General features: G+C 68.9%; 20 protein-coding genes. 14 read left to right on the top strand and 6 right to left on the bottom strand.

Annotation, left to right across the window (positions count from 1 at the left end; translation table 11 throughout):
• Nucleotides 1–4: 4 nt before the first annotated feature.
• From G6N37_RS00455 to acsA, 4 genes are read right to left on the bottom strand one after another with little or no spacing between them, the layout of a single operon-like run.
• Nucleotides 5–1,213, bottom strand: coding sequence for a dihydrolipoamide acetyltransferase family protein (locus tag G6N37_RS00455; protein ID WP_163674399.1), 1,209 nt, complete (start codon nt 1,211–1,213; stop codon nt 5–7).
• Complete coding sequence (locus tag G6N37_RS00460) at nt 1,210–2,187, bottom strand: alpha-ketoacid dehydrogenase subunit beta (protein ID WP_163674403.1); 978 nt, start codon at nt 2,185–2,187, stop codon at nt 1,210–1,212. The genes G6N37_RS00455 and G6N37_RS00460 overlap by 4 nt, the downstream gene beginning before the upstream one ends.
• Nucleotides 2,184–3,155, bottom strand: coding sequence for a pyruvate dehydrogenase (acetyl-transferring) E1 component subunit alpha (gene pdhA, locus G6N37_RS00465; protein WP_163674405.1), 972 nt, complete (start codon nt 3,153–3,155; stop codon nt 2,184–2,186). The genes G6N37_RS00460 and pdhA overlap by 4 nt, the downstream gene beginning before the upstream one ends.
• On the bottom strand, nt 3,152–4,951 hold the full coding sequence (gene acsA, locus G6N37_RS00470; RefSeq protein WP_163674409.1) for an acetate--CoA ligase: 1,800 nt from the start codon (nt 4,949–4,951) through the stop codon (nt 3,152–3,154). The genes pdhA and acsA overlap by 4 nt, the downstream gene beginning before the upstream one ends.
• Nucleotides 4,952–5,139: 188 nt before the next feature.
• Here acsA and G6N37_RS00475 point away from each other — a divergent pair, with 188 nt between their 5' ends.
• From G6N37_RS00475 to G6N37_RS00530, 12 genes are all read left to right on the top strand, one after another.
• Nucleotides 5,140–6,117, top strand: a complete 978-nt coding sequence (locus tag G6N37_RS00475; RefSeq protein WP_163674414.1) for an Acg family FMN-binding oxidoreductase — start codon at nt 5,140–5,142, stop codon at nt 6,115–6,117.
• Between the two features lie 42 nt (nt 6,118–6,159).
• Nucleotides 6,160–6,429 carry a DUF1918 domain-containing protein gene (locus tag G6N37_RS00480; RefSeq protein WP_163674417.1) on the top strand — a complete coding sequence of 90 codons (270 nt, stop codon included), beginning with the start codon at nt 6,160–6,162 and terminating at the stop codon, nt 6,427–6,429.
• Between the two features lie 8 nt (nt 6,430–6,437).
• Nucleotides 6,438–6,677 (top strand): hypothetical protein, encoded by a 240-nt coding sequence (locus tag G6N37_RS00485; RefSeq protein ID WP_163674421.1) that lies wholly within the window; start codon nt 6,438–6,440, stop codon nt 6,675–6,677.
• 178 nt (nt 6,678–6,855) lie between these two features.
• The gene (locus tag G6N37_RS00490) at nt 6,856–8,898 is read left to right on the top strand and encodes an erythromycin esterase family protein (protein ID WP_163674424.1); all 2,043 of its coding nucleotides are present in this window, start codon (nt 6,856–6,858) and stop codon (nt 8,896–8,898) included.
• A gap of 15 nt (nt 8,899–8,913) precedes the next feature.
• Nucleotides 8,914–9,918: a 1-phosphofructokinase family hexose kinase gene (locus G6N37_RS00495; protein ID WP_163674427.1), complete on the top strand. Its 1,005-nt coding sequence runs from the start codon at nt 8,914–8,916 to the stop codon at nt 9,916–9,918.
• A gap of 69 nt (nt 9,919–9,987) precedes the next feature.
• Entirely contained in the window at nt 9,988–10,758 is a 771-nt protein-coding gene (locus G6N37_RS00500) for a universal stress protein (RefSeq protein ID WP_163674430.1), read from the top strand.
• Between the two features lie 7 nt (nt 10,759–10,765).
• Nucleotides 10,766–11,590, top strand: a complete 825-nt coding sequence (locus tag G6N37_RS00505) for a universal stress protein (RefSeq protein WP_163674433.1) — start codon at nt 10,766–10,768, stop codon at nt 11,588–11,590.
• Between the two features lie 59 nt (nt 11,591–11,649).
• Entirely contained in the window at nt 11,650–12,318 is a 669-nt protein-coding gene (gene dosR, locus G6N37_RS00510; protein WP_163674436.1) for a hypoxia response regulator transcription factor DosR/DevR, read from the top strand.
• A 189-nt stretch (nt 12,319–12,507) separates the two neighbouring features.
• Nucleotides 12,508–14,154: a sensor histidine kinase gene (locus tag G6N37_RS00515; RefSeq protein ID WP_174813893.1), complete on the top strand. Its 1,647-nt coding sequence runs from the start codon at nt 12,508–12,510 to the stop codon at nt 14,152–14,154.
• A gap of 87 nt (nt 14,155–14,241) precedes the next feature.
• Nucleotides 14,242–14,775, top strand: coding sequence for a GNAT family N-acetyltransferase (locus G6N37_RS00520; protein WP_163674443.1), 534 nt, complete (start codon nt 14,242–14,244; stop codon nt 14,773–14,775).
• An 11-nt stretch (nt 14,776–14,786) separates the two neighbouring features.
• A complete protein-coding gene (locus G6N37_RS00525; RefSeq protein WP_163674447.1) occupies nt 14,787–15,665 on the top strand; it encodes a universal stress protein in 879 nt (292 codons plus the stop codon).
• A 34-nt stretch (nt 15,666–15,699) separates the two neighbouring features.
• The gene (locus G6N37_RS00530) at nt 15,700–16,068 is read left to right on the top strand and encodes a SpoIIAA family protein (RefSeq protein WP_163674450.1); all 369 of its coding nucleotides are present in this window, start codon (nt 15,700–15,702) and stop codon (nt 16,066–16,068) included.
• 24 nt (nt 16,069–16,092) lie between these two features.
• Here the strand turns inward: G6N37_RS00530 and G6N37_RS00535 are convergent, their stop codons facing one another.
• Together G6N37_RS00535 and otsB are read right to left on the bottom strand one after the other, a co-directional pair.
• Nucleotides 16,093–16,908 carry a universal stress protein gene (locus G6N37_RS00535; protein ID WP_163674452.1) on the bottom strand — a complete coding sequence of 272 codons (816 nt, stop codon included), beginning with the start codon at nt 16,906–16,908 and terminating at the stop codon, nt 16,093–16,095.
• A gap of 121 nt (nt 16,909–17,029) precedes the next feature.
• Nucleotides 17,030–20,662 (bottom strand): trehalose-phosphatase, encoded by a 3,633-nt coding sequence (otsB, locus tag G6N37_RS00540; protein WP_408632887.1) that lies wholly within the window; start codon nt 20,660–20,662, stop codon nt 17,030–17,032.
• 191 nt (nt 20,663–20,853) lie between these two features.
• On the opposite strand from otsB, the gene G6N37_RS00545 reads away from it, so the two are divergent.
• Complete coding sequence (locus tag G6N37_RS00545) at nt 20,854–21,741, top strand: universal stress protein (RefSeq protein ID WP_163674470.1); 888 nt, start codon at nt 20,854–20,856, stop codon at nt 21,739–21,741.
• 15 nt (nt 21,742–21,756) lie between these two features.
• Nucleotides 21,757–23,217 carry a bifunctional aminoglycoside phosphotransferase/ATP-binding protein gene (locus G6N37_RS00550; RefSeq protein WP_163674474.1) on the top strand — a complete coding sequence of 487 codons (1,461 nt, stop codon included), beginning with the start codon at nt 21,757–21,759 and terminating at the stop codon, nt 23,215–23,217.
• Nucleotides 23,218–23,301: the final 84 nt, after the last annotated feature.

The following is a 23,301-nucleotide window of genomic DNA, read 5'->3' on the forward strand; positions in this document are numbered from 1 at the left end:
CACATCACTTTTCTAGGAGGTCGGGCTGCTGGAGCAGCTCGTTGATGGCGGCGAGGAACAGCGCGCCCCGGTGCCCGTCGCTGGCGCGGTGGTCGGCGGCGAGCGTGGCCTGAACCGTCGTGACGACCCGGATCCCGCCGTCGATGACGCAGACCCGCTCGGCCGGCTGGCCGAAGCCGACGATCGCGACCTGCGGCGGGTAGATGACGCCGAAGACGGCGTCGACGCCCTGGTCGCCGAGGTTGGTGACCGTGATGGTCGGGTCCGACATCTCCGAACTGCGCAGCGAGAAGGACCGCGCCCGGGCCACCAGATCGGTGAGGTCGCCCATCAACTCGTCCAGCTTCTTCTCCGGGACGTCGTGGATGGCCGGCGCGACGAGGCCCCCGCCCCGCAGCGAGATGCCGACACCGACGTGAACTCCGGTGGCGGGCTCGAACCCCGCTTCCCGCCAGAATCCGTTGAACTCGGCGAACCGCTGGGCGGCGACACCGACGGCCTTCAGGAGCAGGACGGCCGGCAACACCCGTTCGTCGATGGACCGCTGCGCGTTCCTGGTCGTCAGCCAGGACAGCGCCTTTTCCAGCATGATCTCTTCGGAGAGATAGTAGTGCGGGATCTCCCGCTTCGACCGGCTCATCGCCGCGGCGATCGACTTTCGCATCTGCGCCGCGCGGTCGGCCGCCGTCGGCTTGGCCCCGGGCTGCGCGGCCGGCTTGGGCGCGACCGGCTTGGCCGCGGCCGCGTGCTCGACGTCGTTGATGGTGACGGCGCCCTGCGGTCCGGTGCCGCTCACCGCGTCGATGTCGACCCCGAGCGACGTCGCCAGCCGGCGCGCGGCGGGCGAGACCCAGCGGCGCCGCCCGGCGGCGGCCGGGGGAGCGCTGGGGGCCGGCGGCGGCTTCGGCGGCGCTGCCGCCGGTTTGGCGGGGGCCTGCGTCGACGGGCGGGGCACGGGCTGCTTCTCCGCCTGCTCGCCGGGCTCCGCCAGCGTGGCCAATGTCGTTCCCACCTGGACGGTTTCGCCGATCGGCACGACGAGCTCGTTGACGATGCCCTCCTGCCAGCATTCGACCTCGACCGCGGCCTTGGTGGTCTCGACGATCGCCACGACCTGGCCGCGAGTGACCTTGTCCCCGGGTTTGACCAGCCACTCGTTGAGGGTGCCCTCATCCATGTCGGAGCCGAGTGAGGGCATCTTGAATTCGATCACGACCGTTCTCCGAACAGGCTCTGCACGGCGGCGACGATCTTATGGGCCTGGGGCAGGGCGGCCTCTTCGAGGTGCTTGGCGTAGGGCATGGGCACTTCGTTGCTGCACACCCGGGCCACCGGCGCATCGAGGTCGTAGAACGCGCCCTCCATCACGCGTGCCGTGACCTCCGCGGCCAGGCTGCCGGTGCGCCACGCCTCGTCGACCACCACCGCGCGATGCGTCTTGCGCACGGAGTCCAGGATGGTGGCGTCGTCGAGGGGACGCAGCACACGCAGATCGATGACCTCGCAGTCGATTCCGGCCAGCGAGAGCTCGTTGGCGGCGTCGAGCGTCTTGGGCAGGCTCCCGCCGTAGGTGATCAGGCTGACGTCGGCGCCGCTGCGGCGGACCGCCGCCCGCGAGATGTCGGTCGGCGCGAGAGCGTCGACGTCCGTCGAGGTGTTGTAGAGCTGGACGTGTTCGAAGATCACCACCGGGTCCGGGTCGGCCAGGGCCGGACCGAGCATGCCGTACCCGTCCTCGACGGTGGCCGGGGCGAGGACCTTGATGCCGGGGATGTGGGCGTACCACGGCTCGAGGCTGTGCGAGTGCTGGGCGCCGAGCTGGCGCCCGGCGCCCGTCGCCATCCGGACGACGATCGGCACCGAGAACTGCCCGCCGGACATATGACGCAGGGCCGCGGCGGTATTGACGATCTGATCGAGCGCCAACAGGCTGAAGTTCACCGTCATGACTTCCACGATCGGTCGCAACCCGTTCAGCGCCGCGCCGATCCCGATGCCGACGAAGCCCAATTCCGAAAGCGGCGTGTCCCGAACGCGATCGGGGCCGAATTCCTCGAGCAGGCCCTTGGAGGCTGCGTATGTTCCCCCATACCGCCCGACGTCCTCGCCCATCAGCACCACGCGCGGGTCGTCACGCAGGGCGTCGCGCAGCGCGTCGTGGACTGCGGTCCGGTAGCTGGTCTTCATCGCACCGCCTCTTCCGTCAGCACGTCGCGTTCCAAATCCGCCACGTCCTCCCAGGTTCCGGCGTCGGCGAACGCCACCGCCTCCTCGATCTCGGTGGCGGCCGCGTCCTCGATCGCGCGCACGTCGGCGTCGGACAGCGTGCCATCGCCCAAGCACTTCTCGGTGAACGCCTGGATCGGGTCGCGCTCGCGCCACCGTTCGACCTCGGCCTTGTCCCGGTACAGTTCCGGGTCGAACATCGAATGCGCGCGGAACCGGTAGGTGCGGAATTCGATGAAGAACGGGCCGCCGGTGTCGCGGACGTGGTCGACGCCCTGCTGCGCGGCCGCATGGCACGCCTCGACATCCATGCCGTCGACGGCCAGCGTGGGGACTCGGTAGGCGGCCGCCTTGACGGTGAGGTCGGTCTGCGACTGGGCCCGGTCGAGCGCGGTGCCCATCGCGTAAAGGTTGTTCTCGCAACAGAACAGCACCGGCAGGTTCCACAGCGCCGCCATGTTCAACGACTCGTGAAACGCGCCTTCGGCCACCGCGCCGTCGCCGAAGTAGCAGGCGGTCACCCGCTTCTGCTGCAGCATGGCGTCGGCCAGCGCGATGCCCACCGCGAGCGGCAGGCCGCCGGCCACGATCGCGTTGCCGCCGTAGAACCGCCTGGCCGCGTCGAACAGGTGCATCGAACCGCCCCGGCCGCGCGAGCAGCCCTCCTGCTTGCCGAACATCTCGGCCATGATCGAGGGCATCGGGATGCCGCGCAGCAGCGCGTGCGCGTGCTCGCGGTAGGTCGCGACCACCGCGTCGTCGTCGGCGAGCGCGCGCAGCGACCCGGCGGCCACGGCCTCCTCACCGACGTACAGGTGGAGGAATCCGCGAATCTTGGCCGCGCTGTAGAGTTCCGCGCACTTCTCCTCCATGCGTCGCACGCGGACCATGTCCGACAGGAGCTCGTGGGCGAGTTTGGTATCGGTCATGACGGCACTCCTTGGGCCCGGGCGGCGGGTTGTCGCTCGATGGTGGAGGTGTCCCCCTCGGGTAGCCCGAGTTCTCGGGCCTTCAGCAGCCGCCGCATGATCTTGCCGCTGCTCGTGTGGGGCAAGGAGTCGACGAACTCGATCTCCTTGGGCGCCACGGTCGCCCCCAGTCGTTTGCGGGCGTGGCCGAGCAGCTCCAGCCGCAGGTCTTCGTCGGCCACCACGCCGTTCTTCAGCGTGACAAAGGCTTTCACCATTTCGCCGACCGTCGGGTCGGGTATGCCGATGACGGCCGCCTCGGCGACCGCGGGGTGGTCGGTCAGGGCGCTCTCCACCTCGAACGGACCGATCAGGTGTCCCGCGGACTTGATTACGTCGTCTTTGCGCCCGACGAACCAGAAATAGCCGTCGGCATCCTTTTTGGCGAGATCCCCGCTGAGGTACAGCCCGTTGGCGAAGGCGTTCCGGTATCGCTCCTCGGCGTGGAGGTAACCGCGGAACATCGACGGCCAGCCCGGCTTGAGCGCGAGCTCGCCCTCGACATCCGGTTCGTCGATCACCTCGACGGGTCCGTCGTCGTCGCGCCGCACGATGAATGCGTCCACACCGGGCAGGGGCCGGCCCATCGAGCCCGGCTTGATGTCGAACGCCGGCGTGTTGGCGATCATGATGCCGCCGGTCTCGGTCTGCCACCAATTGTCGTGAATCGGCAAGCCCAGCACTCGTTTTCCCCACCAGACGGCTTCGGGGTTGAGCGGTTCTCCGACGCTGGCGATGAAGCGCAGCCGCGGAAAGTGGTATTGCGCGGGCAGTTCCGGTCCCGCCTTGATGAGCATTCGGATGGCCGTCGGCGCGGTGTACCACACCGACACCCCCTGGTCCTGCAGGATGCGATACCAGCGTTCGGCGTCGAAGTCCGCCTCGTCGACGATGGACGTGACCCCGTGCAGCAGCGGGCTGATGATGCCGTAGGACGTGCCCGTCACCCAGCCCGGATCGGCTGTGCACCAATAGGTGTCGTCGGGATGAAGGTCAAGTGCGTACCGGCCGGTGACGTAGTGCATCGCGACGGCGCCGTGCACGTGGATGGCGCCCTTGGGCGTGCCCGTGGTGCCGCTGGTGAAGTGCAGCAGAGCCGGGTCGTCGGCGGTGGTGGGCTCGATCGGTGGGTTCTCGTCGGCCGCGTCCACCCACTGCCGGAAGTCGAGCGTGTCCGGCGGGACGCCGTCACCCTGACCGTCGTCGACGACGAAGACGTGCCGCACCGAGGGCAGCCGGTCGCGGATCTTGGCGACCTTGCGCTGATAGAGCGCCCGGGTGGTCACCAGGACGTCGGCTTGCCCGATGTTGACCCGGGTGGCGATCGGCTCTGGCCCGAAGGCCGAGAACAGCGGTGAGACGACGCTTCCGTTGCGCAGCGCGCCCAGCATCGCGATGTAGAGCTCGGGGGTGCGGCCCATCAGGGTGAAGACGCGCGCGCCCTTGGTGATGCCCAGCGAGCGCAGCGCGCTGGAGAATCGCCGGGCCAGCCGCCCGAGCTCGGCGTAACTGAGGTCGTGGGTGGCGATCGCGCCGTCCACCGGCCTGTCGGCGACGAACCGCAGGGCCGTGCGCGTCGCGGCCGGGCCGCCGGCGTGCCTGTCCAGGGCGGCGTAGGCGATGTTGCACAAGCCTGGCCCCATGCCCTCGCACAGATTCGGTACATCGGACCAGTCGAACCGGGCGCGCTCGTGCTCGTAGTCGGTGAGGTTGGGCCGGACACGGGAGTCGGCGGCCGTTTTGTGGATGACGTCCATAACAGGGTCCTCAGGGGTGCGTGGGTCGTCTTCATCGTTTGCTCCGCGGCGACGGCGCAATAGAGACAAAGGTCATCAGTCGCGGCGGCCGTCCCGCGGGCCCTATGACCCGACCCAGGGGACCAAGGACCCTGGCGCGCGTTGCCCGCATGCCCGAGGGTCCAAGTAAGACAGGAGAGGCGACGGCAATGACCCCAACGATGGTCGACAACAAAGTGCTCACCCGTGGGGTGGAGCTCGCGTGCCGGGCACCCTCGCTGCACAACAGCCAGCCTTGGCGATGGATCGCCGGCGGTCCGACCGTCGACCTCTTCGCCGACCCCGGCCGCGTGGTGCCCTCGGCCGACAGCTCGGGCCGCGAGTCGATCATCAGCTGCGGCGCGGTGCTCGATCACTTCCGGGTCGCGATGGCCGCCGAGGGGTGGGAGACCGAGGTAGACGAGTTTCCCAATCCCAACAACCTCGATCACCTGGCCGCGATCGACTTCGCCACCGCCGACTACGTCGGCGTAGCCCGACGAGACCGCGCCGCGGCGATCGTGCGCCGCAGGACCGACCGGCGCCCGTTCGGTGCGCCCAGGGGTTGGGCGTCGTTCGAGCCGGTGCTGCGCAGCGCCTTCGACCCCGACCTGGCCCGCCTCGACGTACTGGCCGACGACGCACGGCCGCGGCTGGTCGAGGCCGCCCGCCTCAACGAGGCGTTGCGCCGCTACGACGACGACTATCAGCACGAATTACGTTGGTGGACGGCGCCGGGCAGGCACGACGACGGCATACCCGAAGCGCTGGTGAACCAGACGCGCGCCGTCGACGTGAACCGCCAGTTTCCCGACGAGGAGCACACCCGCGCGAGTTCGGCGGGTCCTCAGGATCAGGCGAAGGTGCTCGTGCTGTCCACACCCGGGGACAGCCGTGCGGACGCCTTCGGCTGCGGCCAGGCGCTTTCGGCGGTCCTGCTGGAGTGCACCATAGCCGGCTTCGCGACCTGCACCGTGACGCACGTGACGGAGCTGCGACCCAGCCGGAACATGATTTTCGAACTCATCCCCGATGCCGAAGCGGTACCCCAGGTATTGATCCGCGTCGGCGCCGCACCCCCGGGCCGGGGGGCTCCGGAACCGACTCCGCGGCGGGGGATAAGCGACGTCTTGGAGATGCGCCAATAGTACGAGTCCGGTTACGCCCCAATACTTTTGAAGGGAGACGACATGCACGCCAATAAGGGGGACTGGCTCGTCATCAAGAGCGGAACGATCGGCCGCCCGGATGTGCGCGGGTTGATCACCTCGGTGCGTTCGCCGAACGGTGAACCGCCCTACCGCGTCCGGTGGCTGGCCACCGGGGAGGAAGCAACCGTGTTCCCGGGCCCCGACGCGATCATCGTCACGGCCGCGGAGCAGAAAGCCGCCGACGAGCGGGCCCTGTCCCGGTTCACCGCGATACAGGCCGCCATCCGGGACCGGGCTCGGGGCGCGTAGGAAGCCAAATGCCTTCCACCACAGACGGATGTCCGTCGCCGACCGATTCCGACGTCGACGAGCTCGCGTACACGTTCCTGCACTCGCCGTATGCCGGCGACACCTATGTCGACTGGTGCCTGGACCGGCGCCTGGAGGGCTTCCTCCGCAACCGTGGGCTGGTCCGTCTGGTCGAGGACGGCGACGCCTACGACCTCATCCTCAACCGCGTCATGGTCTACATCGGCGAGCTGCGCCGACGAAGCTGAGCCGACGAACGACCCGCAAGCCCGGGACTTCGGTCCCTACCGCCGGTTACGCCGGTGCGGTCGGATGGATTCGTCGAGGTCGATCCGAGGCCAGTCCGAAGACGTGAGGAGATCCCCATGCCCCCCCTCACCGTCCGCCGCCCAGGCGTAGTCCAACGGGCACTGAACGCGGTGTGTGATGACCAGAGCCGCTGACGCTGCCCGGCGCTCTTCGCCACGGCGCGTGTTCCGCGACCGCGGTGAGGCCGGCCGGGTCCTGGCGAACCTCCTCGGCGCCTACCGCGATCGGCCCGATGTGATCGTGCTGGGGCTGGCGCGCGGCGGCATCCCCGTGGCGTGGGAGGTGGCGGCGGCGCTGCGTGCGCCGTTGGACGCCTTCATCGTGCGCAAGCTCGGCGCCCCCGGCCACGAGGAGTTCGCCGTGGGAGCGTTGGCGAGCGGGGGCCGCGTCGTGGTCAACGACGACGTCGTGCGGGGTTTGCGGATCACCCCGCAGGAATTACGCGCCGTCGCCGAACGCGAAGGCCGGGAACTGATCCGGCGCGAGGCCGCCTACCGCGACGGCCGCCCACCCGTGGACGTGGCCGGCAAGACGGTCATCCTTGTCGACGACGGATTGGCCACCGGCGCAAGCATGTCCGCGGCGGTGCAGGCGCTTCGCGAAGCCGAGCCGGCCCACATCGTCGTCGCCGTGCCGGCAGCGCCCGAGTCGACGTGCCGGGAATTCGCCGGCCTGGTCGACGATGTCGTATGCGCGAGCATGCCCACCCCGTTCCTCGCGGTCGGGGAGTCGTTCTGGGATTTCCGCCAGGTCACCGACGAGGAGGTGCGCCGGCTGCTGGCCACCCCGACGACCGGGGCGCCGACGAGCGCCGCGGCGCACACGCCCGCCGAGCTGATCGACCGGGCGGCCGTCGACGCGCCCGCGGGGGTCCCCCCACGCGAGACGCTCGATGAGCTGATCGGCGATGCGCGCATCGTGCTCATCGGTGAAAGCTCGCACGGCACGCACGAGTTCTACCAGGCCCGCGCGGAGATCACGAAGTGGCTGATCGAGGAGAAGGGTTTCTGCGCCGTCGCGGCCGAGGCCGACTGGCCCGACGCCTACCGGGTGAATCGCTACGTCCGCGGCATCGGGGACGACACGAGCGCCGAGGAGGCGTTGAGCGGTTTCGAGCGCTTTCCCGCCTGGATGTGGCGCAACACCGTCGTCCGTGACTTCGTCGAGTGGTTGCGCACCCGAAACCGGCGGCACGAGAACAACGGCCAGCGGCAGGCCGGGTTCTACGGACTGGATCTCTACAGCCTGCACCGGTCGATGCACGAGGTGATCGCCTACCTCGACAAGATCGACCCCAGGGCGGCGGCGCGGGCACGCGAACGCTACGCCTGCTTCGACCACGCCTCGGCGGATGACGGTCAGGCGTACGGGTTCTCGGCGGCCTTCGGCGCCGGCCCGTCGTGTGAGACCGAAGCGATCGATCAGCTGGTCGACATCCAGCGCAATGCGTTGGCGTATGCGCGCCGCGACGGACTGCTCGCCGAGGACGAGTTGTTCTACGCCCACCAAAACGCCCAGACGGTGCACAACGCGGAGGTGTACTACCGGGCGATGTTCAGTGGGCGGGTCACCTCGTGGAACCTGCGGGACAAGCACATGGCGCAGACGCTCGAGGCGCTGCTCAAGCATCTGGACCGCCACCAGCAGGTGCCGTCGGCGCGAATCGTCGTGTGGGCACACAACTCCCACGTCGGGGATGCGCGCGCCACCGAAGTGTGGTCCGACGGACAGCTCACCCTCGGCCAACTGGTCCGGCAGCGGCACGGCGACGAATCACGTCTGATCGGCTTCAGCACCTACTCGGGCACGGTCACAGCGGCGAGCGACTGGGGCGGCATCGCCGAACGCAAGGTCGTCCGCCCGGCGCTCAACGGGAGCATCGAAGAACTCCTGCACGAGACGGGCAGGGGCGAGTTCCTGGTGTCGCCGCACCTGGGCTCGGGGGCCGCGGAGCCGCTGGGCGCGGTCCGGTTGGGGCGCGCCATCGGCGTGATCTACCGGCCCGAGACCGAGCGGCAGAGCCACTACTTCCATGTCCGGCCGGCCGACCAGTTCGACGCGATGATTCACATCGACCGATCCCGGGCGCTGGAACCCTTGGAGGTCACCAGCGTGTGGGTCGCGGGCGAAACGCCCGAAACGTACCCGAGCGGTCTGTAGGGGGCAACGAAAGACATGGAGACGCCTGCCGAGTGGGGTGAGGACCGCGCGCAGATCGTGACGCTGACCATGAATCCGGCGCTCGACATCACGACGAGCGTCGGCGTGGTGCGGCCGACCGATAAATTGCGCTGCTCCGCGACTCGTTACGACCCGGGCGGAGGAGGTATCAACGTGGCCCGGGTCGCGCGGGTCCTGGGAGCCTCGGTGCTGGCGGTGTTTCCCGCGGGCGGCTCGCACGGCGGGCTCGTCACGAGCCTGCTCAGCGACGCGGAGGTGCCGTTCCGGCGGATTCCGATCAGCGCGCAGACGCGGGAGAGCTTCACGGTCAACGAGACCAGCACCGGCCAGCAATACCGGTTCGTCCTGCCGGGCCCGGAGCTGACCGTTGCGGAGCAGGAGCGGTGCCTCGACCTGCTGAAGATCGCGGCCGAATCGGCCGGCTTCGTCGTGGCAAGCGGCAGCCTGCCGCCGGGTGTGCCGGCCGACTATTACCAGGGCGTCGCCGATATCTGCCAACAGCTGGGCGTGCCACTCATTTTGGATACGTCCGGCGGCGGCTTGCAGCACATCTCCTCCGGGGTGTTTCTGCTCAAGGCGAGCGTGCGGGAACTCAGGGAATGCGTCGGCCGCCGGCTCGCCACCGAGCCAGAGCAGTTCGCCGCCGCCCACGAGCTGATCGAGAGTGGTCGCGCACAAGTGGTGGTGGTATCCCTCGGTCCTTACGGGGCGCTGTTGGCGACACGCCACACCAGCCACCGGTTTTCGGCGATACCGATGCGCGGCGGCAGCGGCGTCGGTGCGGGCGACGCGATGGTTGCCGCGATCACCGTGGCCCTCAGTCGCGGCTGGCCGCTGGCGAAGTCCGTGCGATTCGGAATCGCCGCCGGCACCGCGAAGCTGATGACCCCCGGCACGGAGGTCTGCGAGCGCGCCGACGTGGAGCGGTTGTTCGACCTCGTCGGCGAGCCCAACGACGTCACCGACATCGGGACGAACGGCATCCGGGCTGAGGCCTAACGGCCCCTCCGCGACGGATGCGGGGCGCAATACCCTGACAGCAGCGATGAGAATCAATCAGGAGCCGACATGACGGAGCTGGACGCGAAGTCGGTGGTCGTGGGCATCAACGGCTCGCAAGCCGCGGTGAACGCCGCCAAATGGGCGGTCGACGAGGCGGTGAGCCGGCAACTGCCCCTGCGCCTCGTGTATGTCATCGCCGGCCGCGAGGCGCCGGGCGGGTCGGCGCCCACTTCCGAATGGGCACTCGAGCGCGCGGAAGTGGCGCTGTCGCAGGCCGAGTGGGCCCTGCAGAGGGTGGCGAAGCCGGTCGACGTGGAGACCGCGATCCTCTCGGGGGACCCGGCGCAGGTGCTGGTGGGCCAGTCCCAGGACGCGGCGCTGGTCTGCGTCGGCACCGCCAGGCGCGGCTGGGCCTCCGACGGGCTGTTGGGCCCCACCGCGGCGGGTCTGGTGGCACACGCGCACTGCCCGGTGGCCGTCATCCGCACCAATCCCGACGGATCGCCGACGCAGCTTGGCGTGATCGCCGTGGTGCTCAACGACGACCCCGACAACGACGAGGTCGTGCACCAGGCCATGGAGGAGGGGCGGCGTCGCCACGCCACCGTGCGCCAGATCGACCGGCGACTCAACAGCTGGGTCCGCCGCTATCCGGATGTCCACGTGCAGACCGTCGCGGCGGGGACCGGTGCGAAATCCGGCGAAAAGCCGGGTGGCGCAATTGAACTGGCGGTGGTGGGCAGCGCCGACGCCGACGAGATGGTGGGGCTGGCCACGCCGAACTGCCATCCGATCGTCGGCTATCCCGACTGCTCGGTACTTGTGGTCCGCCACTAAGAGACCGATGTCCGAGTCAGCCAGGACCCAGTCGATCGTCGCCGGCATCGATGGCTCCAAGGCGGCGATCCGCGCGGCCCTGTGGGCGGTCGACGAGGCGGTGAGTCGGGGCGTTCCGCTGCGTCTCCTGCACGCGACCGAGCGCGACGACGCCCCCGAACACGCGGAACTGGCGGTTCGCCAGGCGGTGACGGCGGTCCGGGCGGCGGGCAAGCCGGTGCTGATCGAGACGGAGGTCGTCGCCGGGCCCGCGGTCGGGTCGCTGATCCGCTCGTCGGCGTCGGCGGCCATGGTCTGCGTGGGAGCCGTGGGATTGCGGCACTTCCAACCGGGCCGGGTCGGCTCCACGGCCGCGGCCCTGGCCGTGTCCGCGCGCTGCCCGGTGGGGATCGTCCGTGGCCGAGACGGTCACCGCCCGCAACCCGGGGACAAAGCCATCGTCGAGATCGACGGGTCCGCGGACCCTCATCTGCTCGATGCCGCCATCGACGAGGCCCTGCTGCGTGGCGCCCGCCTGGAGGCGGTCATTTCGCGACGGATCGGCCCGGTGGAGCGCGGTCTGGGGGTCAGCGAGGCCGATCGCCAGGCGCTCGCCGACCTGGAACGCCGGCTGGCCCTGTGGAAGCGGCGCCATCCGCAGCTGCGGCTCGAGCCGGTCGCGGTGCACGTCGGTCTGCTGGAATACCTGGCCGGCCCGCGCGGGCCGGCCGGCTTGGTGATTGTCGGCGCCCACAATCGTGCGCATGTCGCCGAACTCGTCGGACCGGTCGGCAGCTCGGTCATGCAGGACGCCAACTGTTCGCTGTTGGTCGTCAATCGGCAACACTTGTGAGCTTGGACGATGATGAATATGTGATATTGAAGGTCCTATGACCGGCGAAAGGGCTCGTAATGGTTAAGGTTTTCCTGGTCGATGACCATGAGGTCGTGCGGCGGGGGCTCGCCAACCTGCTGGCCTCCGACCCCGAGCTGGAAATCGTCGGTGAGGCGGGCTCCGTCTCCGAAGCCAAGGCGCGGATACCGGCGCTGCGACCCGACGTGGCCGTGCTTGACGTGCGGCTTCCCGACGGCAACGGCATCGAGCTGTGCCGTGACCTGGTGTCCGATCACCCCGACCTGCGGTGCCTGATGCTGACGTCGTTCACCTCCGACGAGGCGATGCTCGAGGCCATCCTGGCCGGCGCCAGCGGCTACGTCGTCAAGGACATCAAGGGTATGGAGCTGGCCCACGCCATCAAGGAGGTCGGCGCCGGAAAATCCCTGCTGGACAACCGGGCGGCGGCCGCGCTGATGGCGAAACTGCGCGGTGCGGCCGAACGCGAAGACCCGCTGTCCGGACTCACCGAACAGGAGCGGACGCTGCTTGGCCTGCTCAGCGAGGGCCTGACCAACAGGCAGATCGCGGCCCGGATGTTCCTCGCCGAGAAGACGGTGAAGAACTACGTGTCGCGGTTGCTGGCCAAGCTCGGTATGGAGCGCCGCACCCAGGCGGCGGTGTTCGCGTCGAAGCTGGACCAACAGTCCGGCCATTCCCAGACACCGGCGGCGCCGCCCGAGTAGCGGGCGACCACAAAACGCCACGCGAGCGACGCCGACTCTTCGCTTGGGCGCTTGCCGAGTTGCGACTAGGCTGGTCTGACCATCGGTCATGGCGCCGTGTCTAAAGCAGCTGGGAGGTCGGTCGCAATGACGAGCGACGAGAAGGGCTCGGCGTTCGCCGAACTCGGCCAGCGCGGCCTGGTAGGCAGAATGCACCAGCAGCTCGACGAGTTGCTGGCGGCGCGCGACCAGATGGAGCAACTGCTGCGGGTCATCGTCGAGATCGGCGCGGGCCTCGACCTCGACGCCACCCTGCACCGGATCATCGGCGCGGCCAGGAGGCTGACCTCCGCCCCCTACGGCGCCCTGGCCATCCGCGATCCCGAGGGCAACCTCCTCTCCTTCGTCCACGAGGGAATGGACGCCGACACGGTGGCCCGCATCGGGCACCTGCCGGTCGGCAAGGGACTGTTGAGCCTGTCGCTGCTGGACACGCCGGCCCTACGGATGGACGACCTCACCGCCCACCCCGCCGCCGTGGGGTTCCCCGAACACCACCCGCCGATGCGCGGCTTCCTCGCCGTGCCGATCACCATCCGACACAGTGTGTTCGGCAACCTGTACCTCACCCACGTCGATCCGCAGCGGGTGTTCTCCGAGTCCGACGAGGTGGCCGCTCGCGCGCTGGCGTTCGCCGCCGCGGTCGCCATCGACAACGCGCAGGTGTTCGAACGCGAGCGGACGGCCGCCAAGTGGATGGAGGCCAGCCGCGAAATCACGACCGCGCTGCTGTCCAGCGCCGAGCCGCACCGGCGCCCCCTGCAGTTGATCGCCGAACGCGCCCGGACCCTGACCGATGCCGAGCAGGCGATCGTCCTGGTGCCGGCCGATCCCGACCTGCCCGACGAGGAGGTCGAGACGCTGTTGGTCTCGGCGGCGGTGGGGGTGCACGCCGCCGAGGTGGTCGGCCAACGGGTCCCGGTGGACGCGTCGACCAGCGGCGCCGTCTTCCGGTCCGGCGAACCGCTGATCACCGAGACCTTCCGGTATCCGATTCAGGCCTTCACCGATGTCGGGCAGCGTCCGGCCATCCTCATGCCGCTGCGCGCCCACGACGAGGTCGTCGGCGTGATCGCCATCGCCCGCGGCAGCCACGAGCCGCCCTTCGACGAGAGCTACCTCGATCTGGTCAGCGATTTCGCCACGCACGCCGCGATAGCGCTCGTGCTCGCGTCGGCTCGTGAGGACGCGCGGCAGGTGACCATCCTCGCCGAGCGTGAACGGATCGCGCACGACCTGCACGACCACGTCATCCAGCGGCTCTTCGCCGCCGGCATGGATCTGCAGGGAACGCTCGCACGGGCGCGCTCCCCGGAGGTGTCCGACCGGCTCAACCGCACGCTCGACGATCTCCAAACCATCATCGAGGAAATCCGCACCACAATCTTCCAGCTGAAATCCCCGCCCGGTAAGAACGACTTCCGGTATTGCATCCAGCAAGTGATCGCCGACCTGACCCAGAACCGTGACATCGTCACCACCCTGCGCATGCACGGACCGATGACCGCCGTCGGCGGTGGGCTTGCCGACCACGCCGAAGCGGTGACCACGGAGGCCGTCAGCAACGCCCTGCGTCATTCGGGCGCGTCGCGGCTGACCGTCGAGATCAGCGTCGCCGACATGTTCGTCCTCGACATCATCGACAACGGCTCCGGCATACCTGACGGCAACACGCGCCACAGCGGTCTGGCCAACATGAAGCGCCGCGCCGAGCAACTCGGCGGTGCGTGCGAGATCACCGGGCCGCCGGAGGGCGGTACCCGGGTCCACTGGGTGGCCCCGCTCATCGATCAGTAGCGAGCGTCCGCGGCGGGACCAATGCGGACGGTCGAGGGGTCTAACGGCCCTGCCCAATCCCGTCGGCCCGCGATTAACCTCGGGCAGGTGAGTGATCGCCCGGTGGAGGTCGCCGCCACGGCGCGGCTGCTCGACGGGCGCCTGATTTCGCTGCGTCCCCTCACCGTCGCCGACGCCGACGCCGTCTTGGCGCTCCACGAACACCTGTCCGACCATGACCGGTACTTCCGCTTCTTCACGCTGCAGCTGTCGCCGCTGCACGAGCTCGTCGGCAAGCTGACCGAGCCCGCGGACGGGCTGTACGCGCTGGGCGCCTTCGACGCCGATCGGCTCATCGGGGTGGCCCATTGCATCGTGGTCGAGGACCCGAAGGTCGCCGAGGTCGCGATCGTGGTCGCCCACCAAGACCATTCGGTGGGCGTGGGCACGGCGCTGCTCAAGCATCTGGCTCCCGTCGCCCGGGCGCACGGAATCGCGCGGTTCATCGCGGACGTCCTCGGCGAGAACCACCTCATGCTCACGGTTTTCTTCGATCTCGGCTGGCCTTGCCGGCCAATCGATTACGGTTCGATTCGCCATCTCGAGATCGACCTACCCGAACTGGACGAGGTGCCGGCATAGAGGAGTGGACGATGACACAAGATGCCAAGAAACACGGAGTGCTGGTGTGCGTCGACGGGTCGGCGGCCTCCGACGCCGCCGTCGCCTGGGGCACCCGTGAGGCCGTCATGCGCGGATTGCCCATCACGCTGATGCACGCCGTCCCGCCCGTCGTGGTGGGCTGGCCGGTGGGCCAGTTGTACGCGGACATGCCCGAATGGCAGCAAGACAGCGCTCAACACGTCATCGACCAGGCCCGCAAGGTGCTCCGCGCCACCCTGGGCGATTCCGAACCACCCGAAGTACGCACGGAGACGGTGTATTCGGCCATCGTCCCGGCGTTGATCGAGGCCTCCAAGGATGCCTGGATGCTCGTCGCGGGAAGCCAGGGCCTCGGTGCGCTCGGGCGCCTGCTGCTCGGTTCGGTGACCGCTGGGCTCCTGCACTACGCGCACTGCCCGGTCGCGGTCATCCACTCCGAGGAGGGGGCGGTCCCGGACTCGACCGCCCCGGTGGTGCTGGGCATCGACGGGTCGCCGGCGTCGGAAGCGGCGACCGCCCTGGCCTTCGACGAAGCGTCACGCCGGGGAGTCGGGCTGGTGGCGCTGCACGTGTGGAGCGACGTGGGGGTGTTCCCCATCCTCGGCATGGACTGGCATGACCGGGAGAAGGAGGGGCAGGAGATCCTCGGCGAACGCCTGGCCGGCTGGCAGGAACGCTATCCCGATGTGCACGTCGAGCGGAAGCTGTTCTGCGACAAGCCATCCGAGTGGCTGCTGCAGGAGTCCGAACGCGCTCAACTGCTGGTGGTCGGTAGCCGCGGGCGGGGCGGATTCCCCGGCATGCTGCTCGGCTCGGTGAGCTCCGCGGTGGCGCAGTCGGCCCGCATACCGGTGCTGGTCGTCCGTTGACGAAGAGAATCGACGGCGTTGAAGGAGGCTTGCGATGATCGAACTGCTGGAAGACATGCCGGAGAAAGTGATCGGCATCCGCGTGTCGGGCCGGCTGCGCGGTGACGAGCTGCGTGACTTCAGGCCCGAGATCGACCGGGTGCTACAGACGGGCGAGGTCAGGATCGTCGAGGTGATCGAATCCGATTACGAGGGATTCGGGCGCGGCGGATTCCTCGAGGATCTCAAGCTCGGCTTCGGCACCGTGCTGCCGCACCATTCGGCGTTCAAACGGATCGCGGTGGTCTCCGACAAGGACTGGGTGGCCCCCGTCCTGCACGCCCTGGCGTGGATGGTCCCCGGCGAGATCGCTGTGTTCGGCCTCGACGAACTCGAGCGCGCCAAACAATGGGCGGCCGGGTAACCCGCCCGCTCGGTCGCGTCCGACTCAGTCGCGTACGACGAGCACCGAACAGCCCGAGTGGCCGTTCGGACGCGCGGTGACCGGCCCGACGATCCGCGCGACCTTGTCGGCCTCGTCGCTGCCCACCACCGCGAGTTGAACGGGCTCGGATGTGTGCGTGAGGAATTCGGCGGGTCCGCGCCGTGCCGCGGCGGGCTGGACGTGCACCTCGCGATGCTTCGACACCCACGGCCCGAGCCGATGATTCAGCTGCTCGTAGGGAATCTCGCCGAGGCCCCACCGCCAGACCCCCATCGCCAGGATGGGTGCTTCCCGAAGGCGCGCCTGGTGGAAGGCGTGCTCGAGCACCGCGTCGTTGGTGGCCGATTCGTCGACCGCAACGGCGACATATCCGCCATCGGGCTGCGTCGCGTCATGGTTGGTGCGGATGATGGCCACCGGGCAGTTCGCCTTCTGCGCCACGGTGTCCGCGGTCGAGCCGAGGACCTTGCGGGCCATCCAGCCCGTCCCCACCGACCCCACGCAAACCATTGCGGCGTTGCGTGATTCGTCGACCAAGGCACTCTCCGGGGAACCGCGCACCACGTCGCATTCGATTTTGACCGGCTTACCCGTGGCCTGAATCGCCGCATCGGCGGCGCGCAACGACGCCTGCGCGTACTGGATGTCCAGACTGTCGTCGCCCGCCGTGTCCGCGGGCCGCTCGGGGACGGCGTGGATGAGCCGCAGCGGGACGTTGCGGCTGACGGCCTCGTCGACGGCCCATTTGGCCGCGTTGATGGCGGCGTCCGAGCCGTCGATACCCACCACGATCCGCCGCGACGACTGCGGATTGCTCATCGAGTCCTCCTGTATGACTGGCCATCGGGCGCCTGGGCCCGTCACTGGCCACGTTATGAAAAGACGGGCTCGGTCCAGCAGGGCCGTTCGACCCCGGTTCCGGGGCATTGGTCACCTGGGGTCAGGCGACCTGGACGGTGTGCCCGGGCAACAGGTGTTGCATACGGCCGCGGCATTCCACCGCGATCGACGCGCTGTTGCCCGCCTCGGAGGTCAGGTCGGCCGCCCGGCCGCTGACCCGGAGGTGCAGCCGCTGGCCCCGGTATACGAACGGGAACTCGATGGGATCCAGCGCTTTCGGCCACTGCGGGCTCAGGATCAGCCGGTCGTTGCGGGTTTCCAGTCCGGTGAAGCAACGTTGCAGCAGGTCGATGCTGCCGGTCATCGCGGCCAGGTGTATCCCCTCCGATGTGGTGCCGCCCTGGATGTCGACGATGTCGGAGGCCAGTACCTGCACGAAGTACTTCATGGCGTGATGCCGGTTGGCGCGGGTGAGAACCCACGAATGGACGAGCGCGCTGAGCGTCGATCCTTCCGAGGTGCGGGCGAGGTAATAGTCCACGGTTTCCGGAATGCGCTCGGGCGCAAAGCGGTAGCCGAGCCGGCCGAACATGGCGAGCAACTCATCCGACGAGAGCAGGTAGAACAGCATCAGCACGTCGGCCTGCTTCGACGCCTTGTAGTTGTTCACGCTGTCGTTCTCGGCCTCCAGGATGCGGTCGAGCCGCTGGATGTTCCCGTAGCGCTGCCGGTATTGCTCCCAATCCAGCTCGGCCAGTTGGGAATAGCCTTCGAACTGGCTGATCACGTTGTCGTGGAAGGGGACGAACATGCGCCGCGTCACGTGATCCCACCGGCGCAGCTGGTCGCTGGTGAGATCGATCTTCCGGACGAGGTCGAGACGATCCCGCAGCGGAAGCAAGTCCAGGGCGTCCATCGCCCGCAGGATCACCCAGACCGCCATGACATTGGTGTACGCGTTGTTGTCTATCCCGTCGTACTCCTTGCCGGGGTAGCCGGAATGGAATTCGTCGGGGCCGATGATTCCGTTGATCGTGTAGCGGCCGCGACTCTCGTCGAAGCCGGCAAGCCCGACCCAGAAACGCGCGATCTCGACCAGCATCTCGGCGCCGTAGTCGACAAGAAACTGGCGGTCCCCGGTCACCTGGTAGTGCTGCCAGGTGTTGTAGGCGATGGCGAGACCGACATGGTGTGCGCGGGCGCTGGCATCCGGATTCCACCGCCCGGACTGCGGATTGAGGTGCAGTTCCTGGCTCACCTCGCGCCCGTCGCTCCCCGATTGCCAGGGATACATCGCGCCCAGGTAGCCGGCTCGGCGCGCCGCCCGGCGGGCCTCGGGGAGCCGCCGATAACGGTAGAGCAGAAGCGACCGGGCCACGTTGGGCATGCGCACGCTGAGCACAGGGGAGACGAAAAGCGAGTCCCAAAAGACGTGTCCGCGGTATGCCTCGCCGTGCAGCCCGCGCGCGGGGACTCCGGCGTCGAGCTCGGCGGTGTGCGGTGAGATCGTCTGCAGCAGGTGCACCAAGTGCAGCCGGAGGACGCGCAGCGCGTCGGCGCCGCCGGTCAGGCCGATGCTGCATTGCTCCCACAACAAATCCCAGGCCCGGGCGTGCTGACGATGCAGTTCGGCGTACCGGTCGGCGGCGTCGAGGTGCAGCTGGGCGGTGCTCGCCGGCTCCGAGATCGCGCCGTCCCTGCCCGTGAAGATCGTCGCGATCTTCTCGCAGGTGACCGATTGCCCGGCGGCCAGCTCCACCGCGATGTCGTGACCGCCACGGTCGGCTTCCCGCACGAATTTGTACCGCGCATCGGCGGGTGTGTCGCCGCTCCATACGGTGTTGCGCGCGGCCACCGCGATGGCGATGCGCGACTGCGACGTTTCGGTGCGCAATATCACCGAGTCGGTCGCGGTTTCGTCGATCACCGGCGACACGAGGTGCGTGCTCGACAACGAGCGGTAGCGCTCGACCATGGTATTGCGCACGCTGCCGTCCAGCAGCGACCGGAACTCGACGGTGCCCGACCAGTTCTCCGCGGTGATCGTCGTCCGCATGGCGAGCACGTGTGGCTGGTCCATGGATGCGAACCGCTCTTGGGTCATCGTGGTGATCTGGCCCGCACCGTCGCGGAATCGCATCGTGCGGATCAACGTCGCGTGCCGCAGGTCGAAAGTCTGTCGGTAGAACAACAACTCGGTGTCGTCGACGTGAAACCACGGCCCGTCGTTGATCCGGAATGTCAGCGACAACCAGTTGGGTAGGTTGACCAGGCTCTCGTTCTCGACGGTTCGGCCCGCGATGCGATCGGCCAGCGTGTTGTAGACGCCGGCCGCGTATGTCCCCGGGTAGTGTGCGTCGGCCGCCGTTGCCTCCGGGGCGCAGCCCCGGGTGGCGACGTAGCCGTTACCGACGGTGCACAGGGTTTCGCGCAGCCGCTCGTAACTCGGGTCGTAACCCTCATAGACCAGTTCCCATGGATCGTCGGGAGCGGCCGTCGCCTCGTGCAGATCGCCGGCCAGCCGTCGGACGAATTCGCACACCGCCGGGGGATCGGCCAGGCTGAACAGCGCGGCGGACGGGCGATCCCCGTCCTCGTTGTGCCGCACCGCGATTCCCACGCCGTCGAATTGGACGGCGTCGAAAGCGTCCTCGTCGGTGATATCGTCGCCGACGTAGATCGGCAGCATGGCGCCGGAACTCGCTCCCTCGATGCGTTCGAGGATCCAGTGCAGCGTTTTTCCCTTGTCCCAATCGAGGCTGGGGCGCAGCTCGATGACTCTGCGGCCCATCGTGACCCGCAGGCCCTGGGATCGCGCGAGTTTGCGTGTCGTCGCGATGATGCGGTCGACCTCTGCCGGGTCCACGTTGCGATAGTGAACCGCGACCGCAAACCGCTTGCGCTCCACCCAGATCCCGGCGATGTCGTTGAGCAGCTCCGCCGCCCGGTCGGCCGCACGCGTCAGAGCGCCCATGGCATCGAGCGCGGCGGCGTTCTCCTCTTGGGTCCCGTCCGGTGCGACGAGTTCGAAGCCGTGACTGCCCGCGTACCACAACCCGTCGACCTGAACGCGTTCGCGAAGATCGCCGAGATCGCGGCCGCTTATCACCGCGACGGGGCACTCTGCGGCCAGCGCGCGCAGCGCTTCGAGGCCGCCCTCGACCAGCGTGGCGGATTCCGGCCGACCGACGATCTCGGACAGCGTGCCGTCGAAGTCGAGGAACACGGCCGGTCGCCGGCTCGCCACCAGCTCTTTCAACTGGCTGTAGACACCCATCGCGTCGGCGATGGTCGAGATGGGGACGCCGCCGTGCCGCACCGAGATCTCCGCGAGGTCGGCGACGACGGTGTCCGCCCCGCGGGACAACAATTCGTCGGCCCCCCCGTTGCGCTCGAGGCCGAGGACGAGGCCCACGCCACCGTCTCGGCCGGCGGCCACCCCCGCTTCGCCACAGTCGATCAGGACACAACGCACCGGGCGTACCCCAAGGCGCGTCACCGTCATCATCAGGGCCGCATCGACCTGCTCGGCGGTATCGGCTGCGCCGACCGCCACGCCGACGAGTTCCCCGATCCCCGCGGCGCGCAACAGGGCCGCGCAGTCACGGGTGGACGAATAAACGGCGGTGGCGACTCCGGCGTCGCGCAGCCGCTGCAGGAATGCCGCGGTTGAATCGCGGGCCTCGACCGTACCCGGTGCCGTCTGTGCGACCACACAGTCGATCCCGAGAATCACCGCATCGTGGTAACGCCTATCGACAATGACTGCCCATTCGGTCACCTTTGCGACGATGCCACAGCGCCGGCGTCCGTCAAGGGTCGTCGGCGCTGTGGAGGCCTCATGGCCATGCGGTTGGTGACTAAAGCCTCATGATCGACGGTCGCAGCCGCCATAGCGTTTTGGGCGAGGAGAGGGAGAACATCATGTCCGCACTCGCAAACCGCCACGGCATCGTCGTCGGAATCGACGGATCGCCGGCATCGAACGCCGCCGTGTGTTGGGCGGCCCGTGACGCGGCCTTGCGGCACGTCCCGCTGACCGTGGTCCACATGGTGAACGCCACCGTGCCGATGTATCCGGCCCTGCCGCTGTCGACCGGTGTCGCGGTGTGGCAGGAAGAGCAAGGGCGGCAGGTCCTCGAAGACGCGGTCAAGATCGCCGAGGACGCCGTGACCACGGACCGCAAGGTCGACGTCCGAAGCGAGCTCAGGTGCGCGCCCCCGGTGCCCACCCTGGTCGAGATGTCCAAAGAGGCCGAGATGGTCGTCGTCGGCAGCAATGGGCGCGGTGCGCTGGAAAGGCTGCTCCTGGGCTCGGTGAGCAGCAGCGTGGTACACAGCGCGCGCTGCCCGGTCGCGGTCATCCGCGACGAAGATCCGCTCATGGAGCATCCCCAGCAGGCCCCGGTGCTGGTTGGCATCGACGGCTCGCCCGCCTCAGAGGCCGCGGTGGCCGTTGCCTTCGACGAAGCGTCGCGCCGCGGTGTCGAGCTGACCGCGCTGCACGCGTGGAGTGACGTCGACGTTTTCGAGCTCCCCGGGGTGGATTGGTCGGCGGTGAAGTCGGAAGCCGAGCGCAGCCTTTCCGAGCAACTGGCGGGCTGGCAGGAACGCTATCCCGACGTCACCGTGCGCCGGATCGTCGTCGCGGACCGGCCGGCCCGTCAGCTCATCGAACAATCGGAATCCGCGCAACTGGTCGTCGTGGGCAGCCATGGCCGCGGCGGCCTGTCCGGCATGTTGCTGGGTTCGGTCAGCAACGCCGTGGTCCACGCCACCCGGATGCCGGTGATCGTCGCGCGGCCGTCCTAGGCGCGCGCCGCCGCCGTGCCGTACCTCGATCTGCACGAAACCCACACGGGCGTCGTCATTCTCGCCGGCGACCGCGCATACAAAGCCAAGAAGCCGGTGCTGACCGACTTTCTCGACTTCCGCGCGCCGCAGCAGCGCGAGCACGCCTGCCGCCGGGAGGTCGAGCTCAACAGCCGGCTCTCGCCCGAGAGCTACCTCGGCGTCGCCCACCTCACCGATCCGCTCGGCGGGCCGGCCGAGCCCGTCGTGGTCATGCGGCGCTACCGCGACGACGACCGCTTGGCGCACCTGGTGGCCCACGACACCGACGAGTCCGTACGTCACGTGCTGGACGCGGTGGCGGCGGTGTTGGCCCGCTTCCACGAACGCGCCGAACGTGGCGAGCGGATCGACGCCCAGGGTGAGGCCGCCGCGATCGAGGGACGCTGGCGGGAGAACCTGTCCGAATTGGAACGGTATGCGGCCCAATCGATTCCGGGCATAGCCGAGAGCGAGGTAGCTCAGATGCGGCGCCTGGTGGCCCAGTTCGTCGCCGGGCGCGCGCCGCTGTTCGCGCGGCGCATCCGCGAGGGGCGCATCGTCGACGGGCACGGCGACCTGCTCGCCGACGACATCTTCTGGGTCGGCGGCGCCCCGGCGCTGCTGGACTGCCTGGAGTTCGACGACCGGCTGCGCCACGTCGACTGCATCGACGACGCCGCGTTCCTCGCGATGGACCTGGAGTTCCTGGGCCGCAAGGACTTCGGCGACTATTTCCTGCAGCGCTACGCCGCACACTCGGGCGACGCGGCCCCGTCTTCGTTGCGTGACTTCTACATCGCCTACCGGGCCGCGGTGCGGGCGAAGGTGGACTGCGTCCGGGTCTCGCAGGGCAGCCCGGGCGCGTCCGACGACGCCGCCCGCCACCTGGCCATCGCCACCCGGCACCTGCGGGGCGGCACCGTCCGGCTGGCGCTCGTCGGCGGCAACCCGGGCACCGGGAAGTCCACCGTGGCCCGCGGGCTGGCAGAATCGTTTGGGGCGCAGCTTATTTCCACCGACGGCGTGCGCCGGGAGCTTAGGGACTCGGGTGCCATCGCCGGTGCGCCCGGCGTGCTGAACGCCGGGCTCTACAGCCCCGACCAGGTCGCGGTGGTCTACGAGACCACCCTGCGCCGCGCGCGGCAGTTGCTGGGCGAGGGGCACTCGGTGATCCTCGACGGGACCTGGCGCGATCCGCAGACGCGCGACCAGGCTCACCGGCTGGCCACCGAGACGCACTCGGCGCTCGTCGAATTCGTGTGCGCGGCGACGGCCGACGTGGCGGCCGACCGGATCAAGACCAGGCCCGCGGGCAATTCGGAGGTGACCCCGGAGATCGCCGCCGCCCTGGCCGCCGGGCACGCCGACTGGGACGGCGCGCACCGGATCGACACCTCGCGCAGCCCGGACCTCGTCGCTCGCGAGGCGCACGTCCTCTGGCAGCGCGCGACCTGACGGCCGTCAGGAGGTTCCAACGTCCCGGCCGTCGGGGACCAACGGCCCTGCCCGCACCCGCCGCACGGGGCATACAGTTTGGCT

This window comes from Mycobacterium seoulense, from assembly GCF_010731595.1.
Lineage (GTDB): Bacteria > Actinomycetota > Actinomycetes > Mycobacteriales > Mycobacteriaceae > Mycobacterium > Mycobacterium seoulense.